This is a genomic window from Candidatus Enterococcus courvalinii (assembly GCF_017315945.1).
Classification (GTDB): domain Bacteria; phylum Bacillota; class Bacilli; order Lactobacillales; family Enterococcaceae; genus Enterococcus_B; species Enterococcus_B courvalinii.
Map to the genome: position 1 here is coordinate 198,370 of NZ_JAFLWI010000002.1, position 17,517 is coordinate 215,886.

Consider the following 17,517-nt stretch of genomic DNA (forward strand, 5'->3'; position numbering starts at 1 on the left):
CATAGTTATTTCCTCCAGTTATATGGGTTTGATTTTAATCGTTTAATATTTTGAACGAATTACTTTCACGAGTTTAGTTCATTGGTTTAAAAATGTCAACCGATAATTCTTGACAAATTTTGCGTATTATTGTTTAATGGTTTAAAATCATAAACATAAGAAAAGTTCGAATCAGAAAGGGATTAGTAAGATGGCAGAACAGACGTTAGAAATTTTCAAAGCGGGAATCCCTATTTTTACGATGTTGCAAGACGAAAAGAGACAACAGATCTTAGTCATGCTTTGTAAAAATGGTCAAATGACAGTGAATCAGATAACGGATCACTTATCATTATCACGTCCAGCTGTCTCACATCATTTGAAACTGATGTTGAATGCTGGAATTTTAGCTGTCAGTCAAACTGGAACCGAGCGCTACTATAGTGTCAATATGGGTGAAACGCTTGATCTCTTAAAACGGTTAACAGCTTCACTCGAGTCAGATATTGAAAATGGAGCCGCGAAATAAGGCTTTATTTTTCAATCCTTATGTTTATAGGTTTAAACATTTAAAGAAAGAGGGTTTATTATGACAAAGAATCCAATGTTCCAACCACTTCAGCTAAAAAATGGAACGATTTTAAAAAATCGTTTTGTAAAACCGGCCATGAGCGAGATAATGGGCGATAAAGAGTATCGTCCAACAGAAGCGATTGTCAAACTTTACAAACATTAGGCAGAAGGCGGTACAGGTTTGCTGATTACTGGGAATGTGATGATTGATTCCAACGCATTGGGAGAAAAAGGAAATATTGTCATTGAAGATGAACGTGATTTAGCCATGCTCAAACGTTGGGCAGAATCAGGGAGCCGTAATGGCACTCAGACTTGGATTCAGTTAAATCATCCAGGAAAACAATCACCCAAGCATGTTAATCCACAACCAGTTGCGCCAAGTGCAGTTCCATTAGAAGGTGCTAATGCGTTTGCTTTTAACGCTCCTCGCGCGTTAACAATTTCAGAAATTCAAGCAATCGTTCAACGTTTTGCACGTAGCGCAGCAATCGTCAAAAAAGCTGGCTTTGGTGGTGTGGAAATTCATGCGGCTCATGGGTATCTTCTAAGTCAGTTTTTATCGCCTATTTCAAATATCCGTCAAGATGAATATGGTGGAACGTTGGAAAATCGAATGCGCATAATTGAAGAAGTCTATCAAGCAATGCGCGAACAAGTGGGAGAAGAGTTTCCAATTGCTTTAAAAATTAATTCTTCTGACTTTCGGGCAGGTGGTTTCAGCGAAGAAGATTCAATCGCGGTAATTCATCGAATGGCTGCAATTGGCGTTGATTTAATTGAGATATCTGGTGGAAATTACGAAAATACGATGGTTCAAGGTAGTAACAAACATGGCGCGTTTTTTATTGATTATGCTGCAAAAGTAAAGCAAGGAATCGATACACCGATTCTTGTAACTGGTGGATTCAAAAGTTTAACTGGGATGGCGCATGCCGTTTCTAATCAAGAAACGGATTTAGTGGGGTTAGCTCGTGCCATTGCACTGATTCCCGATTTACCAAATCAAGCTGCAGCCGGAAATTTTCATGAAATCAATCTTGAAATGTTAAGTACAGGAATCAAATCTCTGGACAAAAAAGCTGGGTCTTATATTGGATTGAGTTATTATGAGATGCAAATGAGTCGAATCGCGGAAAACAAACAAGTTTTACGTACAAAAAATGCTTGGATTCCGTTGTGGTTTGCTTTCAAGACTCAGGGACTATCTATTTTATTGCCACAAAGAGCTTAAGGAGAGAGGTCTACATGAAAAAAGAAAAAGTTGTCCTAATCACAGGTGCAAGCAGCGGAATTGGATACCAAACAGCAGAATTATTAGCAAAGCAGGCTATCAGGTTTTTGGTGCAGTAAGACGAGTAGAACGCATTGCGATTCTTGAACCACTTGGTGTCATTCCTTTGCGACTTGATCTTACTCAAGACTCCTCAATCGAGGAGTTCGTCCAAAAAGTTATTTCTACAGCTGGCAGAATTGATGTGTTAATTAACAATGCAGGCTATGGTTCATATGGCGCAATTGAAAACGTACCGATTGCAGAAGCAAGAAATCAATTTGAAGTCAATCTTTTTGGATGATCACGACTGGTTCAGTTAGTGTTGCCTCAGATGCGGACACAGCATTCTGGAAAAATTATCAATGTATCATCAATGGCGGGACGAATGACTACGTACATGGGCGCTTGGTATCACGCAACGAAATACGCACTAGAGGCATTTAGTGATGCACTACGAATGGAAACAGCTCCTTTTGGCATCGATGTAGTCATTATTGAACCGGGTGGAATCAAAACGAATTGGGGATTGCTTGCGGCAGACCATCTGAAGGAATCCTCTCATGGCACTGATTATCAGGAGACTGCAAAAGCTACCTCTGAACGAATGCGAAAGACCTACTCATCAAACCGATTATCTGATCCTAGCGTAATTGCAAAGGTAATTTCTAAAGCCGTGAATAGTTCACGGCCAAGAGTAAGGTATTTAGTTGGTTATGGGGCAAAAGCTTCTGTCTTTCTTCACACGATTTTACCAACGCGCTTATTCGATCGAGTCATTCAAAAAGTTGTATAAATAATTTTTAAACCGCTAAAAAGTATAAAATAAACAAGCCATCTGGATAATTTCGTCTAGATGGCTTATTTCATTAGAGTCAAAAAATGAAATTAGATATGATTGGCATTATTACGAAGAACATGGCAAAATCAATCGGATTTTATGCGCTATTAGGGTTCACCTCGAATGGAGCGGCTACCGAAGAATACGTTGAGCTAGCGCATGAAGGTATTGGGGTTTCTTTGAACACTAGTAAAATGATTGCTGGTATCTATGGATATGAACCACAGACAATTAGTGACAAAATCGAATTCGCTTTTTTGTGACTTTGTGGTAGGTGCAGATTATCAAAAAGCAAGTGACGCTGGCTATGAGACTTTTAAAGAACCTTGTGATGCCTTTTGGGGTCAGCACTATGGGATTATTAAAGATCCTGACGGAAATCTCCTCAGTTTATTTGCGAATCTTGCGATAAAATAACGATTGAAAAAGAATAGAGATAAAAAACAACTTTCGTTCAGTACGAAAATTGTTTTTTTGTTTATCCAAAGTAAAAACACGCACTTTTTTTCGACTAATTGTATCAAACTATCAGAGAACGATGTTTTTCTATTTATTGCACATTGACAAAAAGGATTGTCAAATTGGGTATATATATGCGTGGGTGTTCATTTGAATAAAATTTCATGTTATTTTTATGTTGACAAAGTAAAACTTACTTGATAAAGTGTCGTTGTTAAATCGTAACGATTACGCTTTGCGGTGAACAAATCGAAAAAAGGAGTGGCACCACCAATGGCTAAAAAATCAAAAATAGCACGAGCAAGAAAACAACAGGAGTTGATTGAGCAGTATGCAGAAATCCGACTTCAGTTAAAAGCTGTCAACGACTATGAAAGTTTGGCAAAGCTACCCAAAAATGCGAACCCAAATCGCTTGAAACGACGCGATCAAATTGATGGGAGACCTCGAGGCTACATGCAAAAATTTGGTATTTCCAGAATCAGATTCCGAGAATTAGCGCTTCAAGGTTTGATACCAGGGGTAAAAAAAGCAAGTTGGTAAATTGGTAAAAAGAAATCTGGAGGAATAAAAAATGGCAGTTCCAGCAAGAAAAACATCAAAAGCAAAGAAGAAATTGCGTAGAGCACATTTAAAAATAGCGAAACCTGAAATTTCATTTGATGAAAAAATAGGTGATTATCGTCGTAGTCATCATGTTTCACTTAAAGGTTATTATAAAGGGCGCAAAGTAACTGGCAAAGAATAAGGGAGGATTAAAATGAACATTATTTATCCGCCACTAGTTGAACAAAGCTTTCAATTTTATCAGAGAAAGAATAGTGGAGACCTCAGTAAAACGGCTCTTTATCGTTCAATGGTCGCTAATCAAATCATTACGGAGAATGGTCATCCAACAGCTGAAGCAATTGAAAGAGGGTTTGTACGAGATTTTTATGAGGAACAGGATCTTTCATTTGAAGAATTTTTAGCAATTTATCCAATTTTTACTGCGTATGAAACAGAACTTTTCCAAAAAATTGATGGGTTTTGGGAGATACCAGTTTCATTGAAAAATGAATTGATGATTCAACTTGAACAAGGAAAATTTAGTTATGATGAACAGGTTCAAGTTGAAGCGTTTTTGTCAGAAAGATAAGTCAGAAATGAAGGTGAAACGATTGAGAAAAACAATTATTTTAGCGTGCGAAGAAACAGGTGAACGAATTTATTTAACAAGTAAAAATAAACAAAATACACCAGAACGTTTAGTTTTAAAAAAATATTCGCCTAAATTACGCCGACGTGCAATTTTTAAAGAGGTGAAGTAAGCATTTTTGAAGAAGAAAGGTGATTTCGTTGGGGGTACCGATAACAATCGTATCTGGCTTTTTAGGGGCTGGAAAAACAACCTTGATCAATCAGGCGTTAAACGCGACCGAGCTACCAAGAGAAGAAATAATTATTATTGAAAATGAGGTCGGACAAACAGGAATCGACCACGAACTCTTACTGCACACAAAGGAGCGTGTTCTGCAATTAAACAACGGCTGCATGTGTTGTAGCTTGAGAGAAGATTTGATAACAACTTTAGCAAGCATTGAAGAAGTGACCAAAGAATGGCAAGTTCCTTTGTCTCAAATAATTATTGAAACGACAGGAATTGCTGATCCTCAGCCAATTATTCAAACGATTTTAACTACGCCTGTTCTGCGAAACACCTATTATATTGATAGTCTTTTGACTGTTGTGGATAGTCAAAATAGTTCGATGTATCAAAATGAACCTGTCAACCTGAAACAAATTGCGTTGGCAGATCGAATTATTTTTGCGTTAAAAGAAGGCGATACCATTCAGCAATTGCTCAGAAATATTAGCAAAATTGACTGAAATCAATCCATTAGCTGATTTTATTTATTTTTCGGAAACAGCCCCGATTACTGCAACCGACTTTTTTCACTTAAACAAATTTCAGGCAATGGAAGTGTTAAATGAATCTCTGGCAACCCAAACTGAGGTTGAAAGGACAAATAATCTTCACCCTAGAGATTATCATCACAAAGACCATCTACTTGATCACTTACATGGATCAGCCATTCATCAACACAACGAACATGGTTTTCAAACCGTCTTGCTGACTGCAGAGTGTGAATTAAATGAAGCTGCATTAATACGTTGGATTGATTGGCTATTATTTGCTAATCAAGAATTGTATCGTTTCAAAGGAATCATTGCGCTAGAAAATCGTGAATTAGCAGTTGCTGTCCAAGGTGTCAATCAGCAAGTGAGCTTTCAACTGACTCCTTTAGAAAAAACAACGACGAAAATCGTACTTATTGGAAAAAATTTAGCATCAAAAAAAATAGAAGAAACATTTAATCAATTGTGCATTGCTTACAAGCAATGAGAAGGAGGAATCAATGGAGAAAACAGACCTTTCAAGTGCGTATCGACGATTAAAAAGTCCAAACATCAAGACAAGAAAACGAGCATTAAAGATTATCAAAGAATATAAGCGAAACAACCAGCGAGTTAGTTGAATGAAAAGGAGAAATCAAATGAAAAAGTGGAAAATTGGTTTGTTTAGCCTACTATTAGTAAGCGTACTAGGCGCGTGCAGTACGAATAGTCTAACAAGTAAAGAAACAAAAAAAGAAAAACTGTCAGTTATCACAACTTTTTATCCTATGTATGAATTCACGAAGAATATCGTGGGAGATGAAGGCGAGGTCAAGTTGTTGATTCCAGCTGGAACGGAGCCACATGATTATGAACCGTCTGCCAAGGAAATCGCAAGTATTCATGATGCAGATGTCTTTATTTATCATAATGAAAATATGGAAACTTGGGTGCCACAAGCTGAGAAAAGTTGGAAAAAAGGTTCACCTAATGTAATCAAAGGGACCGATGGGATGGTGTTGTTACCTGGAAGTGAGGAAGAACACGATCATGACCATGGAGAAGAAGGGCATCATCATGAGCTAGATCCCCATACGTGGGTTTCACCTAAGATGGCGATTAAAGAAGTGACATCAATCAAAGAACAATTAGAACAACTTTATCCAAATAAAAAGAAAACTTTTGAAACAAATGCAGAAAAGTATCTAGCAAAATTAAAAGCACTAGATGAAGAGTACACGGAAAAATTAAGTACAGCTAAGCAAAAAAACTTTGTGACACAACACGCTGCTTTTGGTTACTTAGCCTTGGATTATGGATTGAATCAAGTCCCAATCGCAGGTTTGTCTCCAGACCAAGAGCCTTCACCAAGTCGTTTAGCTGAGCTAAAAGAATATGTTCAGAAGAATGAGATTAAATACATTTATTTTGAAGAAAATGCCGAGGATAAAATTGCAAAAACGTTAGCTGATGAGGCGAAAGTCAAACTCGAAGTATTAAATCCTGTTGAAAGTTTAACAAAAGAACAAATCGCAAATGGGGAAGATTATCTTTCAGTGATGAAAGATAATCTAACTGCTTTAGAAAAAACAACAAGTGTTTCAGGTAAAGAAATCAAACAAGAAAACGCAACGGAATCGACTAGGACAGTTGCTAATGGTTACTTTGAAGATAATGCAGTCCAAGATCGAGCATTAGCTGATTATGCTGGTGAATGGCAATCACTTTATCCTCTCCTAAAAGAAGGGGATTTAGATCAAGTTTTTGACTATAAAGCAAAATTGAATAAAGACAAAACAGCACAGGAATATAAATCTTATTACACAACTGGCTATAAAACAACTGTTGATAAAATGACAATCACAGATCATACGATTGACTTTGTTGTCGATGGTCAGCATTATCAGTATGAATACAACTATGCTGGATATCAGATTTTAAATTATGAAAAGGGAAATCGTGGAGTACGTTTTCTTTTTGAAACAGCTGACAAAGATGCCGGAGAATTTAAATATGTGCAGTTTAGTGACCACAATATTGCTCCAGTTAACGCGGAACATTTCCATGTCTTTTTTGGAGGAGAGAGTCAACAAAAACTTTTCAACGAGTTAACTAACTGGCCCACTTTTTATCCAGCTGATTTGACTTCACAAGAAATTGCGCAGGAAATGATTGCACATTAATTCAATCAGGTGAGTGAATAACCAATAATCTGAAGATTTTGACTATCACTTATTAGAATAGTTAAAAAGTAAAGGAGTAGAGAATTCTACTCCTTTTTTTGTGTGTGAGTAAAAGTTGAAAATGAAAATCTATTTAAATTATCAAAATTTCTAAATAAATGATAAAAGGGTGATTCACATTCGATGTACAATAAAAGTAGAAAAATTAAGTATGTATTACGCATATTTTTGGAGGGGTTAGAGATGAAACAGAAGTTCAACTCGATTGAAGTTAGAGGAGGAACTGTTAATAATTTAAAAAATATCAATGTAGATATTCCATTGAATAGTTTTGTTGCTATTTCAGGTCTATCTGGTTCAGGGAAAAGTTCTTTAGCAATGGGGATTTTGTATTCAGAAGGATCTCGGAGATATTTAGAAGCTCTTTCAACCTACACACGAAGAAGAATTAGTCAAGGTAAGAGATCTTCTATTCAGCAGGTCCGTCATATTCCTTCTGCCATTGCTTTGCGTCAGCGACCCGTAGTTCCATCAGAACGCTCCACAGTTGGGTCTATGAGTGAGGGATTCAATGTGGTACGATTGATTTTTTCTCGATTAGGATCATCGGTCTGTCCAAACGGGCACCGTGTTGCCCCTAGTTTAAAGATTGCTCAAGCAATGGACTTACCTGGTGGACCGAATAGTCAACGTGGAATGATCAGCTGTCCGACATGTGGTGTAGAATTTTTGGCAAAATCAGCTGAAGACTTTTCCTTCAATGCTGGTGGAGCGTGTCCAGAATGTCATGGTACAGGGAAAATCCGTGATTTGGATGAAACAAAATTAATAAGTGATGCAAACAAAACACTTGATCAAGGGGCAGTTGCTTCATGGCGATTACCAGGTCGAACATTTATGCCAACAGTTGCAAGAACTTTAGGTGTCCGAACAGACATCCCATATAAAGATTTAACAGAAGAAGAAAAAGAAATTGTCTTACATGGAAAAAAGAAATTATACCCTGTTGATTTTAGAACTTCTACTGGACGGGTGATAAAAACAGAAAAGACACTTTATGAAAATGCTTATGATGCGGTCTATGATTCCTTAAAAACTTCTAAAAGTGAGAAAGCAATTAACAAAATCAATACCTTTTTCCATTTCTCCACATGTCCAACTTGTCATGGCACGCGGTTTAATCCAGAGTTGTTGACTCAACTTACTGGTGATGAAAATATTGTTGAAGTTTCTAATCGTACCTTGGGAGAATTAAAGGTGTGGATGAACCAAACAAAAAAAGAGTTACCAAAAGAAATGCACGTAATGGCAAACATCTTATTTCAAGAATTACAAGACAACATCCAGCCGTTATTGAATTTAGGACTAGACTATTTGCAATTATCACGCAATGGAAATACGCTTTCTACTGGTGAACTTCAAAGAATCCAATTAGCTCGGACGTTACGTTCAGAGACAACAGGAGTTTTATATGTATTAGATGAGCCTTCTATTGGGTTACATCCAGATAATGTCAAAGGCTTGATTGAAATTTTTAATGAATTGATTAAGCAAGGTAATTCTCTAGTTGTAGTAGATCACGATGTAGATATCATTCAAGAAGCTGATTGGATCATTGAAGTCGGACCAGGTTCTGGCGCAGCAGGAGGAACTATTATTGCCCAAGGCACTCCGAAAGATTTGACGAAGAATCCTAATTCACTAATTGGACCTTACATTGACGGCTCAGCACCAATCATTCAGAAAAAAATCAATGCCAAAAAAAATCTGAAAGAAACGATTCATTTAGAAGTTAAAAATTATTTTAACATTAAGGATATCAATGTTACGATTCCTGGAAATGAAATAACTGCGGTTACTGGGTTTTCTGGATCAGGTAAAACAAGTTTGATCTTAGATAGCTTAGTACCTGCCATTCAGGATCTCAGTGCTGGAAATCATTTACCCGAACAGGTAAATGAATTGACTACGAAAATTCAAAATGTCGTCAGCGTTGACGCAAAGCCAGTTGGGAAAAATACACGATCAACGATAGCAACCTATACCACGATTATGAATAATTTGAGACATTTATTTGCAGAGTTGCCTGCTGCGAAAGAAAAGAAGTTTGGTATTGCTTATTTTTCTTATAATAATAAAGAAGGCGCATGCCCAAATTGTGGAGGTTTGGGAACGGTATCTTTAGATATTCAATATTTACCAGATATGGAAGAAATTTGTCCAGTGTGCCATGGTACTCGATTTAAGGAAGAAGTACAGAAAATTCATTGGAATGGCTATAGTATTGTTGATTTACTTGCTCTATCTGTTAGGGACTCACTTAAAGTATTCAAAGCTATTCCAAAAATCCAAAAGCAAGTGGAATTATTAGATGAGATTGGATTAAGTTATTTACATTTAGGTGAGAGTACAGCAAGCCTTTCTGGTGGAGAAGCACAACGATTAAAATTAGTTAGTCATCTGAATAAAAGACAAACAGAGACACTTTTTGTCTTTGATGAACCTTCCATTGGCCTTCACCCATTAGATGTACAAGTATTATTAGAAGTGATGAATAAGTTAAAAGCCAAAGGTGCAACAATCATTATGATTACTCACGATCTTGATTTGATGCTCAATGCAGATTATCTGATTGATTTGGGGCCAAAAGGAGGAGCAAAAGGCGGGTGTCTAATGGCAAGTGGGCATCCCATGGAATTAATCAAGAACCCTAAAAGTTTGACATTAAAATATTTGAAAGAACATAGTGAGAAATTCAATATTAATAAGTAAAAAAAAGGCTCAATCAAATGAGCCTTTTTGCCTATTAATGAGCAAATAAAAATGCAGATAAGAGATACAAAATGGCAATATGCGCAGGGTAAAAAATATAAAAGAAATACTTCATACCTTTTCCTTTTTGTCCATTGTATAACAAAATAGGAACGATCGCGAAAACCATCATCCATTGAGTGGAACCTAAGAAAAAGTAAACAGCTGCAACTAACGCAATCATCAAACACTGGATTCGACGATTATTTCTAGCAAGGTACAATAAAGGAATCAACAGCACCATCACATTGTTCTCAGCTAAAAGCAACATAGGAACCAATGCACTAATTGCTAAAAATGCTAAACGATTTTCAACAATCATTGGACTAGACATAAGTAAAGGTACTAACAGGGATAGTAAGATGGGAAGAAGAAATAAACCAATTCCTGCTAATATCTTTTTCAAGTTACTCGTGTGTTTTCCGTCAACAAAAAGGTCAATAGCAAACATCATCAACGTACCAATAAAAAGATCTCTAAAAATATTGTTCATTAAAACCACTTGATCATAACCAATAAGTTTTTCAAGAATAAAAGTAAAAAATGTCATAAGGACCATAGAAATATATAATCGAGACATATACTTCTTTTTACTGTGAGTGTGACTAAAACCAACAACACTGACGAAAAAGAAAAGTGTTGCAACGGGTCGACCAAACCAGTCTAGCCAATCAGGCGCTCCAAATGGAACAAACATTTGATGAATATGATCAATGAACATTAAAATGATTCCTATCATTTTTAGGTCAAAGGTTGATAAACCTTTCCTAGGTGTGTCAATTGTCAAAATAATTCCTCCTAACTAATATCGACTGTATTTTAACAATCGAATTTCATTAGAAGCAATTGAAGCAACTTGTCAGGAACGAACAATTTTGTCATAAAAGATTTTTTGCATACATCATCGATGGAGAGTAAATAAATATTAAGTGGTAGTTGGGGTAGTAAATTCATGATATACTGGAAAAAAGATCTTTGAAATCTAAATAAATATCGAGAAGAAGCATCCAAACTGAAGCCTTGCTATGGGTGAATAGTGCGATTACGGAACCTCAAAAATTTTTATCCGAGGTTTTAGAGCTATGCTGTTTTGAATGCTTCCAAAACTGGAGGAATAGGCGGTTTGACTACAGCGCTGTTTTAGAGCTATGCTGTTTTGAATGCTTCCAAAACAATGCAATCTTTATTTGACGCTTATCGTTCGTTTTAGAGCTATGCTGTTTTGAATGCTTCCAAAACTTTGACGGAATTTGCCAAAGTATCGCCTACGTTTTAGAGCTATGCTGTTTTGAATGCTTCCAAAACAAGAGATGCCAAAAACTTTAGCATCTTTTCGTTTTAGAGCTATGCTGTTTTGAATGCTTCCAAAACTAAACTTCATGCGGTTATTACAGGAAAACCGTTTTAGAGCTATGCTGTTTTGAATGCTTCCAAAACATATTCACACGCAGTGGGACATGAAGTCATGTTTTAGAGCTATGCTGTTTTGAATGCTTCCAAAACTGATAAAAATCAACTTGAACCTGTCGGATAGTTTTAGAGCTATGCTGTTTTGAATGCTTCCAAAACTAACAAGCTCATCATCAAGCATTACTGTTTGTTTTAGAGCTATGCTGTTTTGAATGCTTCCAAAACGCAATCTCAACGACAGAATATGCACTGTTTGTTTTAGAGCTATGCTGTTTTGAATGCTTCCAAAACGTCGTGGAGTGTAGCAAGCGCTATGAGAGGGTTTTAGAGCTATGCTGTTTTGAATGCTTCCAAAACTTTTGGGTAATCAAATAACCACAAACAAGGGTTTTAGAGCTATGCTGTTTTGAATGCTTCCAAAACAAGAAAGTCTATTGTTAAAGTAAATCTTAAGTTTTAGAGCTATGCTGTTTTGAATGCTTCCAAAACCCATCTAATCAACAAAGAGCTGCTGACGTAGTTTTAGAGCTATGCTGTTTTGAATGCTTCCAAAACGAAATACATTCAAAGAAGAACGGTTTTAGTGGTTTTAGAGCTATGCTGTTTTGAATGCTTCCAAAACTAAAGATGTTTCTACTTTTAATGTGACTTTGTTTTAGAGCTATGCTGTTTTGAATGCTTCCAAAACACACGACTATCAAGAAAGAAATTTCGGTCAGTTTTAGAGCTATGCTGTTTTGAATTCTTCCCCAATAATAATAGCTGTGTTTATCAATCGTATCGAACTGAGCCATTTGAAGGAAACGAGTTTGCAGTAACTAGCCATATTCGTCAGAAAAATAGCAAATAATTTTTTGATACTGATTCCAACAAAAAAACCACCAACTAGTTGGTGGTTTTTTTATTGGGTAAATATTTGGGAATAACAAACATGAGAAAATATCATACTAATAAATTAAGTTGGAAGATAGGGATAATTTATTAGTATAGATATTATTATAACGTATTTAAAACACGTTTATGATTTGTTTTTTTTATAGTTGTTATTATCTTTTTTACCTAAATCAGGTTGCCTGAAATTGGCTATTGTAAAGTGAACGATAGAGTGTTGGACGTTTCAACAGTTGTTTATGTGTTCCTGTTTCAATGATATCGCCCTTATCCATTACTAAAATTAAATCAGCATTTTCAATGGTGGAGAGGCGGTGGGCAATGACGAAACTTGTGCGATTTTTTGTTAATGAGTTCATTGCTTCTTGAATTTGTAATTCTGTTCGAGTATCCACACTAGAAGTTGCCTCATCTAAAATAACTACAGGCGGATTCGCCAAAATGACACGAGCAATGGTCAACAGTTGTTGCTGTCCTTGTGAGAGGCCTCCGCCATTGTCACTTGTTACGATGGAATCATAGCCATTAGGAAGTGTCAGAATAAAGTGATGACACTGAGCGATTTTAGCTGCTTGGATAATTTCTTCTCTTGTTGCATCCATTTTTCCGTATGCGATATTTTCAGCAATCGTACCTTCAAATAACCAAGTGTTTTGTAAGACCATTCCAAATAGGGAACGAAGATTTTCTCTTGGAAGATCAGTCGTTGGAATCCCATCGAATTCGATTTGACCGGATTCGATGTCATAAAAGCGCATAAGCAGATTGACTAGCGTTGTTTTACCTGCGCCGGTTGGTCCAACAATAGCGATTTTCTGGTTTGCTTTCGCATCGAAATCAACTTTCTTCATCAATGGTTTTTCAGGTGAATAACCAAAGCGAACATCTTTGAATCGAATATTTCCATCAGGGTGTTGAATGGTTGTTCGACTTGTATCTGCTTGTTCTTCTTCATGATCTAAGATATAGAATATTCGTTCAATCGAAGCCATGGCAGCTTGAATCGAGTTAATGACGTAAGAAGCTGTTGAAATTGGTTCGGAAATTTGATTGATATATTGTAGATAAGCTTGCAAGAAACCAATCGTTATTCCACCACTTAATACGGTCATTGCACCAAAAATCGCACTAAAAATGAAAGCAGATTGGTTAATGAAACGGGATAAAGGATAGATGGCAAAGTTCAAGAATTGTGCACGTTTAAATACAGTATAATGTTCATCGATTGTTTGACTGATAGCATCCCTTTGTTGATCCTCTTGGTTAAAGGACTTTGAAACGATGATACCAGAAAGATATTCTTCCATTTCGTTGTTGATACTACCAAGTTTCACTTGAGCTTTGTCCGCGACTTCTTTATTTATCATTGAAAATTTGTGCGTTACCAGTCCGCTAAGAATCAGTAAACCAATCACTAAGATTGACATTTTACTGTCGATATAAATCAACATGATTCCTGCAAAAAGAATAGTTACTATAGATGTGAATAGTTGGTTGACGCCAGTCAATAACACTTGAGAAAGCTGATTCAACCCAGTGGTCGTTCGACTAATCAGATCGCCCACCTGATGATTATCAAAAAAAGACATCGGCAATTTTTTGATTTTTTTCGTAATCAGTTTTCGCGTATTCAAAGTAAGTCGTTCGCTCAATGTCGCCATTGCTCGTTCTTGAACGTAAGAAAGTCCACTACTGATTAGCGAAAATTGGATTAAAAGTAAGACCGTTGGAAGTAATTGCTCTATAAGTAAGTCAGCTGTCACTGACAAAGCTTCTTTCAGTTGGATGATTGCAACGATTTTATCAATTCCTAATGCCATCAGGAAGGTCATTGCAACTACTAAACTATTTCCAATCAAACTGCAAAACATCAATAGATAAAAATATTTATGTTCAGAACGATGTAATTTCCAAAAGCGATACATCAGATATTTTTTATTCGCCACCATGTTGTTTTGTTTCATATTATCACTCCTTCATTCCTTGCGAGGCTGCAATTTCTTGATAAATTTGGTTGGTGCTTAACAGTTCTTGATGTGTTCCTTCACCAGCTATCTTGCCATTGTCCATGAGTATGATGTGATCAGCATGGGCGATTGTACTCAAACGTTGGGCAATGATTACTAGTGTTTTGTTCGAAAATTCTGTGGTGAGTGCTTTTCGCAAAGCAGCATCTGTTTGATAATCCAAAGCAGAGAAACTGTCATCAAATACATACATTGAAGCAGGTTTGATTAGTGCTCGTGCAATACAGATTCGTTGTTTCTGTCCGCCAGAATAGTTACTGCCTCCTTGTGCCGTGAATGATTCATATTTGTCAGGTAAAGTATCTACAAATGGTTCTAGCTGAGAGATTTTTGCTGCTTGATCAATTTCAGCTGGCGTGGCGTCAGCTTTTCCCATTAAAAGATTTGATTTAATTGTTCCTTTGAATAAAAATGCTTTTTGGGGAACATAAGCAACCTGCTCACGAATACTATTTTGTGTCAAAGCAGTTGTTGGGACATCATTCAATCTAATTTCACCACTTGTAGGGTCATTGATTCGTAAAAGAAGCTTCATCAGGGTGCTTTTCCCAGAACCAGTTGCGCCAACGATCGCCGTTGTTTTTCCAGCTAGGATGGTAAATGAAATTTTTTCAATCACTGGATAGCTTTCTTTTCCGTAGGCAAAAGAAACGTTTTGGTAGCTAGCAGTATTGGCATCTCTGGTTTGAAAAAAAGTCGACTCTTTAGGGTCACTGATTGACGGTTCAAAATCCATGACTTCTTCCAGTCGTTTCAATGAAGCAACGGAGCGAGGGATGACCACAAAAACCATTGCTGCAAGCATGAGGTATGAGAGTGCCAAAAGCGCGTATTCAGTAATTGCTGCGATATTTCCAATTTGGATGGTCTGATTGACAACCAGGTAGCCACCAACCCAAAGAATGGAGGCGTAGACAACGCCCATAATCAAAAAAGCGGTAGGAGTGATAAAAGCGAAAATTTTATTCACTTGGATCATCTGATTTGCATAGCTGGTAAAGGATTCATTGGTTTTCATTTCTTCATGGTCCTGATTATTGAATGCACGAATCATATTGATCCCCGTAAAAAACTCTCTTAGTTTGGTAGTAATACGGTCCATTTTCGGCTGAATACTTAATGCAATTGGTGTTCCTTTTTTTAGCAAAAACAATAATACAACCAAATAAAAGACGATGGCTACCAGTGGAATCCATAATAAGTTTGGAGCATTGAGATACGTCATGGTCAAAGCAAAAACAGCAATGATTGGAGCAGGTAAGATCAGTTGACAAAACATCACAATCATTTGTTGCACATTGTCCACGTCATTTGTTATACGAGTGAGCAGAGTGCTAGAACCAATTTTGTCAATATCCGAAATGCTTAGTTCTTGAAATTTTTGGAAAAACGATTTTCTGATTTGGCGACCAAAACGTCCTCCAAGGATTCCCGATAGATAGCTAGCAATCACGGCGGCAATTGTGCCTAAAATTGTAACAATAATCATTTGAACAGCGATGTCCTTGATTGTATCAAGATCATTTTTTAAAATACCAAGATTGATTAGTTGAGCTACTAACATAGGCACTCCTAAGATTCCAATGATTTGTAAGACAATGAAGCAGCTAGTCAGAGCAACGATACCTTTATTTTGTAACAAGAAATTTTTTAGTACTTTCATAAGTCATGCCTCCTTAGTTTTGACAATAATGGAGTATACAGGTTAAAGTAGCTTTAAGGTCAAGGAGGTTTTTTCAAATGACTAAAACATTTTCTATTGGTGAAGCTGCGAAATTTTTGAATTTACCAACATCTACGATTCGTTATTGGGATTCGATTGGTTTGTTAACGAATTCCCGAAATGAAGCCAATGATTATCGGACATTTACCTATGATGATTTATTTGCATTGTATGATGTCAAATTCATTCGAAGTTTGGGTTTGTCAATCAAAGACGTTCAGGGAATTTATCGAAAATCAGAAAAAAAAGTTTATGAAGTACTGGAGCAGACAGAAAAACGTTTGGCAGAAGAAATTGAAAAATTAAAAGCAGAAATGACACAAATTAAGCAACGAAAACGACATCTTTCATCAACTGGGTTTGATTTGACTGGGACACACGATTTGAAAATTGATTTCACGAAAATGGTTCGTGCTGATTTAGATGAAAACTTTACCGCACGAAAATATTTAGAAAAAAATTGCAACTCTGGGATTATTTGGCAAGAAAAAAATCAATCGCTGGAATATGCTTTTTGTATCGATACAACATTTGAAGGCGAAATAGAAGAAGAAATCCTTTGGGAATACAATCCAGCATTTGATTATCAACCAGTAATCATCGAAATAGATCCTACCGATAATAATCGTAATAATCTCCAAGAGGTTATCACTTCGTTAACAGCCAAGGGTTATGAGATTCAGCAAGTTATTGGCGAGTTTCTCGTAAGAAAACAATATGAACAGACCTCTGATAAGGAATATTATTTGTCGTGGATCGAAATCAAGAACAAAGAAAAACAAAACAAGCAATAGGCGGCTGAGTGAACTTGTTCAAAAGTAAGATTCGCAAAGTTACCTTATTCGTTGTAGGATAAAAGAAGTAACGAAGTCATGGTGAAGAAGAGATAAGAGGGTTAAACACAGGCAAGAAACTGAAGGACCTATTGATGTCTGGGTACGAAGCCCATAACTGTACGAAAAAATTGGAACCCCTATCAAAAGAACAACAGCTATGAAATTGTTACTAATTTTATGAACGAGGAGAGTGTTTGTAATGAAAAAGAGAATTTGTTTTGTCTTAGCGGTAGATGGTGGATTGACCTATTCTACACTTCCTATAGGCTTAAGAAGTCAGGAACGCTTAAAAGAGTTCTTCTCCAAAGACTATGATGTTTCACTGAATTATCTTCGAGACAAAGAACAGGTAGATTATCTGATCGTACCAAGACAGTTGGCGCCATTCATCGATGAAAAAAAGTTGCCAATCATTGAGGTTCCATCAAATTTATTTGTAATCAAAGATTATCAAGGAATCAAAGAAATTATTGACCACTATTTTGAACAGGAAGTCAACTGATGTAGAAGTAGTCTGAGGAACAGTCTTAATAAATAATAGAAATACAAATCCAAAAAATATTTGACAGCGCTTTCGCCAAGTGTTACTTTATTTGTATAGTAAATTGAATAGGGAAAGATAATAGGATTGTG

14 protein-coding genes, 4 pseudogenes and 1 CRISPR repeat array are annotated in these 17,517 nt (G+C 36.5%); of the genes and pseudogenes, 15 read left to right on the forward strand and 3 right to left on the reverse strand.

What is annotated here, in order from left to right; translation table 11 throughout:
- Nucleotides 1–190 precede the first annotated feature (190 nt).
- From JZO71_RS01750 to JZO71_RS01805, 13 genes and pseudogenes are all read left to right on the forward strand, one after another.
- Nucleotides 191–508, forward strand: coding sequence for an ArsR/SmtB family transcription factor (locus JZO71_RS01750; RefSeq protein WP_206897883.1), 318 nt, complete (start codon nucleotides 191–193; stop codon nucleotides 506–508).
- 60 nt (nucleotides 509–568) lie between these two features.
- Nucleotides 569–715 carry a hypothetical protein gene (locus JZO71_RS12425; protein ID WP_242590342.1) on the forward strand — a complete coding sequence of 49 codons (147 nt, stop codon included), beginning with the start codon at nucleotides 569–571 and terminating at the stop codon, nucleotides 713–715.
- A 12-nt stretch (nucleotides 716–727) separates the two neighbouring features.
- Nucleotides 728–1,786 (forward strand): annotated as a pseudogene (locus JZO71_RS01755) (oxidoreductase); the annotation flags it as partial.
- Nucleotides 1,787–1,800: 14 nt separating this feature from the next.
- Nucleotides 1,801–2,621, forward strand: a pseudogene (locus tag JZO71_RS01760) (oxidoreductase).
- Nucleotides 2,622–2,707: 86 nt separating this feature from the next.
- Nucleotides 2,708–3,083, forward strand: a pseudogene (locus tag JZO71_RS01765) (VOC family protein).
- Between the two features lie 315 nt (nucleotides 3,084–3,398).
- Entirely contained in the window at nucleotides 3,399–3,668 is a 270-nt protein-coding gene (gene rpsN / locus JZO71_RS01770) for a 30S ribosomal protein S14 (RefSeq protein WP_206897884.1), read from the forward strand.
- 31 nt (nucleotides 3,669–3,699) lie between these two features.
- On the forward strand, nucleotides 3,700–3,873 hold the full coding sequence (gene rpmF, locus JZO71_RS01775) for a 50S ribosomal protein L32 (RefSeq protein WP_206897885.1): 174 nt from the start codon (nucleotides 3,700–3,702) through the stop codon (nucleotides 3,871–3,873).
- Between the two features lie 12 nt (nucleotides 3,874–3,885).
- The gene (locus JZO71_RS01780) at nucleotides 3,886–4,263 is read left to right on the forward strand and encodes a hypothetical protein (RefSeq protein ID WP_206897886.1); all 378 of its coding nucleotides are present in this window, start codon (nucleotides 3,886–3,888) and stop codon (nucleotides 4,261–4,263) included.
- Nucleotides 4,264–4,270: 7 nt separating this feature from the next.
- Complete coding sequence (gene rpmG, locus JZO71_RS01785; protein WP_277988581.1) at nucleotides 4,271–4,435, forward strand: 50S ribosomal protein L33; 165 nt, start codon at nucleotides 4,271–4,273, stop codon at nucleotides 4,433–4,435.
- Between the two features lie 28 nt (nucleotides 4,436–4,463).
- Nucleotides 4,464–5,511: pseudogene (locus JZO71_RS01790) on the forward strand (CobW family GTP-binding protein).
- A 13-nt stretch (nucleotides 5,512–5,524) separates the two neighbouring features.
- A complete protein-coding gene (locus JZO71_RS01795) occupies nucleotides 5,525–5,644 on the forward strand; it encodes a putative metal homeostasis protein (protein WP_206897888.1) in 120 nt (39 codons plus the stop codon).
- Nucleotides 5,645–5,662: 18 nt separating this feature from the next.
- Nucleotides 5,663–7,186 carry a zinc ABC transporter substrate-binding protein AdcA gene (locus JZO71_RS01800; RefSeq protein ID WP_206897889.1) on the forward strand — a complete coding sequence of 508 codons (1,524 nt, stop codon included), beginning with the start codon at nucleotides 5,663–5,665 and terminating at the stop codon, nucleotides 7,184–7,186.
- A gap of 243 nt (nucleotides 7,187–7,429) precedes the next feature.
- The gene (locus JZO71_RS01805) at nucleotides 7,430–9,958 is read left to right on the forward strand and encodes an ATP-binding cassette domain-containing protein (RefSeq protein ID WP_206897890.1); all 2,529 of its coding nucleotides are present in this window, start codon (nucleotides 7,430–7,432) and stop codon (nucleotides 9,956–9,958) included.
- Nucleotides 9,959–9,992: 34 nt separating this feature from the next.
- Here the strand turns inward: JZO71_RS01805 and JZO71_RS01810 are convergent, their stop codons facing one another.
- The 3 genes from JZO71_RS01810 to JZO71_RS01820 form a co-directional block, all read right to left on the reverse strand.
- Nucleotides 9,993–10,736, reverse strand: coding sequence for a TraX family protein (locus JZO71_RS01810; protein WP_242590350.1), 744 nt, complete (start codon nucleotides 10,734–10,736; stop codon nucleotides 9,993–9,995).
- Nucleotides 10,737–11,068: 332 nt separating this feature from the next.
- Nucleotides 11,069–12,161: a CRISPR direct-repeat array (repeat unit 36 nt; unit sequence GTTTTAGAGCTATGCTGTTTTGAATGCTTCCAAAAC).
- Nucleotides 12,162–12,471: 310 nt separating this feature from the next.
- Nucleotides 12,472–14,262, reverse strand: coding sequence for an ABC transporter ATP-binding protein (locus JZO71_RS01815; RefSeq protein WP_206897892.1), 1,791 nt, complete (start codon nucleotides 14,260–14,262; stop codon nucleotides 12,472–12,474).
- 4 nt (nucleotides 14,263–14,266) lie between these two features.
- Nucleotides 14,267–15,988 (reverse strand): ABC transporter ATP-binding protein, encoded by a 1,722-nt coding sequence (locus JZO71_RS01820; protein ID WP_206897893.1) that lies wholly within the window; start codon nucleotides 15,986–15,988, stop codon nucleotides 14,267–14,269.
- A gap of 77 nt (nucleotides 15,989–16,065) precedes the next feature.
- On the opposite strand from JZO71_RS01820, the gene JZO71_RS01825 reads away from it, so the two are divergent.
- Together JZO71_RS01825 and JZO71_RS01830 are read left to right on the forward strand one after the other, a co-directional pair.
- Complete coding sequence (locus JZO71_RS01825; RefSeq protein WP_206897894.1) at nucleotides 16,066–16,842, forward strand: MerR family transcriptional regulator; 777 nt, start codon at nucleotides 16,066–16,068, stop codon at nucleotides 16,840–16,842.
- Between the two features lie 241 nt (nucleotides 16,843–17,083).
- The gene (locus JZO71_RS01830; RefSeq protein ID WP_206897895.1) at nucleotides 17,084–17,386 is read left to right on the forward strand and encodes a hypothetical protein; all 303 of its coding nucleotides are present in this window, start codon (nucleotides 17,084–17,086) and stop codon (nucleotides 17,384–17,386) included.
- Nucleotides 17,387–17,517: the final 131 nt, after the last annotated feature.

Excerpts from the sequence above, each read along its gene's own strand:
- JZO71_RS01750 (WP_206897883.1), top strand. The coding sequence starts at position 191 with ATGGCAGAACAGACGTTAGAAATTTTCAAAGCGGGAATCCCTATTTTT.
- JZO71_RS12425 (WP_242590342.1), top strand. The coding sequence starts at position 569 with ATGACAAAGAATCCAATGTTCCAACCACTTCAGCTAAAAAATGGAACG.
- rpsN (WP_206897884.1), top strand. The coding sequence starts at position 3,399 with ATGGCTAAAAAATCAAAAATAGCACGAGCAAGAAAACAACAGGAGTTG.
- rpmF (WP_206897885.1), top strand. The coding sequence starts at position 3,700 with ATGGCAGTTCCAGCAAGAAAAACATCAAAAGCAAAGAAGAAATTGCGT.
- JZO71_RS01780 (WP_206897886.1), top strand. The coding sequence starts at position 3,886 with ATGAACATTATTTATCCGCCACTAGTTGAACAAAGCTTTCAATTTTAT.
- rpmG (WP_277988581.1), top strand. The coding sequence starts at position 4,271 with ATGAAGGTGAAACGATTGAGAAAAACAATTATTTTAGCGTGCGAAGAA.
- JZO71_RS01795 (WP_206897888.1), top strand. The coding sequence starts at position 5,525 with ATGGAGAAAACAGACCTTTCAAGTGCGTATCGACGATTAAAAAGTCCA.
- JZO71_RS01800 (WP_206897889.1), top strand. The coding sequence starts at position 5,663 with ATGAAAAAGTGGAAAATTGGTTTGTTTAGCCTACTATTAGTAAGCGTA.
- JZO71_RS01805 (WP_206897890.1), top strand. The coding sequence starts at position 7,430 with ATGAAACAGAAGTTCAACTCGATTGAAGTTAGAGGAGGAACTGTTAAT.
- JZO71_RS01810 (WP_242590350.1), bottom strand. The coding sequence starts at position 10,736 with ATGATAGGAATCATTTTAATGTTCATTGATCATATTCATCAAATGTTT.
- JZO71_RS01815 (WP_206897892.1), bottom strand. The coding sequence starts at position 14,262 with ATGAAACAAAACAACATGGTGGCGAATAAAAAATATCTGATGTATCGC.
- JZO71_RS01820 (WP_206897893.1), bottom strand. The coding sequence starts at position 15,988 with ATGAAAGTACTAAAAAATTTCTTGTTACAAAATAAAGGTATCGTTGCT.
- JZO71_RS01825 (WP_206897894.1), top strand. The coding sequence starts at position 16,066 with ATGACTAAAACATTTTCTATTGGTGAAGCTGCGAAATTTTTGAATTTA.
- JZO71_RS01830 (WP_206897895.1), top strand. The coding sequence starts at position 17,084 with ATGAAAAAGAGAATTTGTTTTGTCTTAGCGGTAGATGGTGGATTGACC.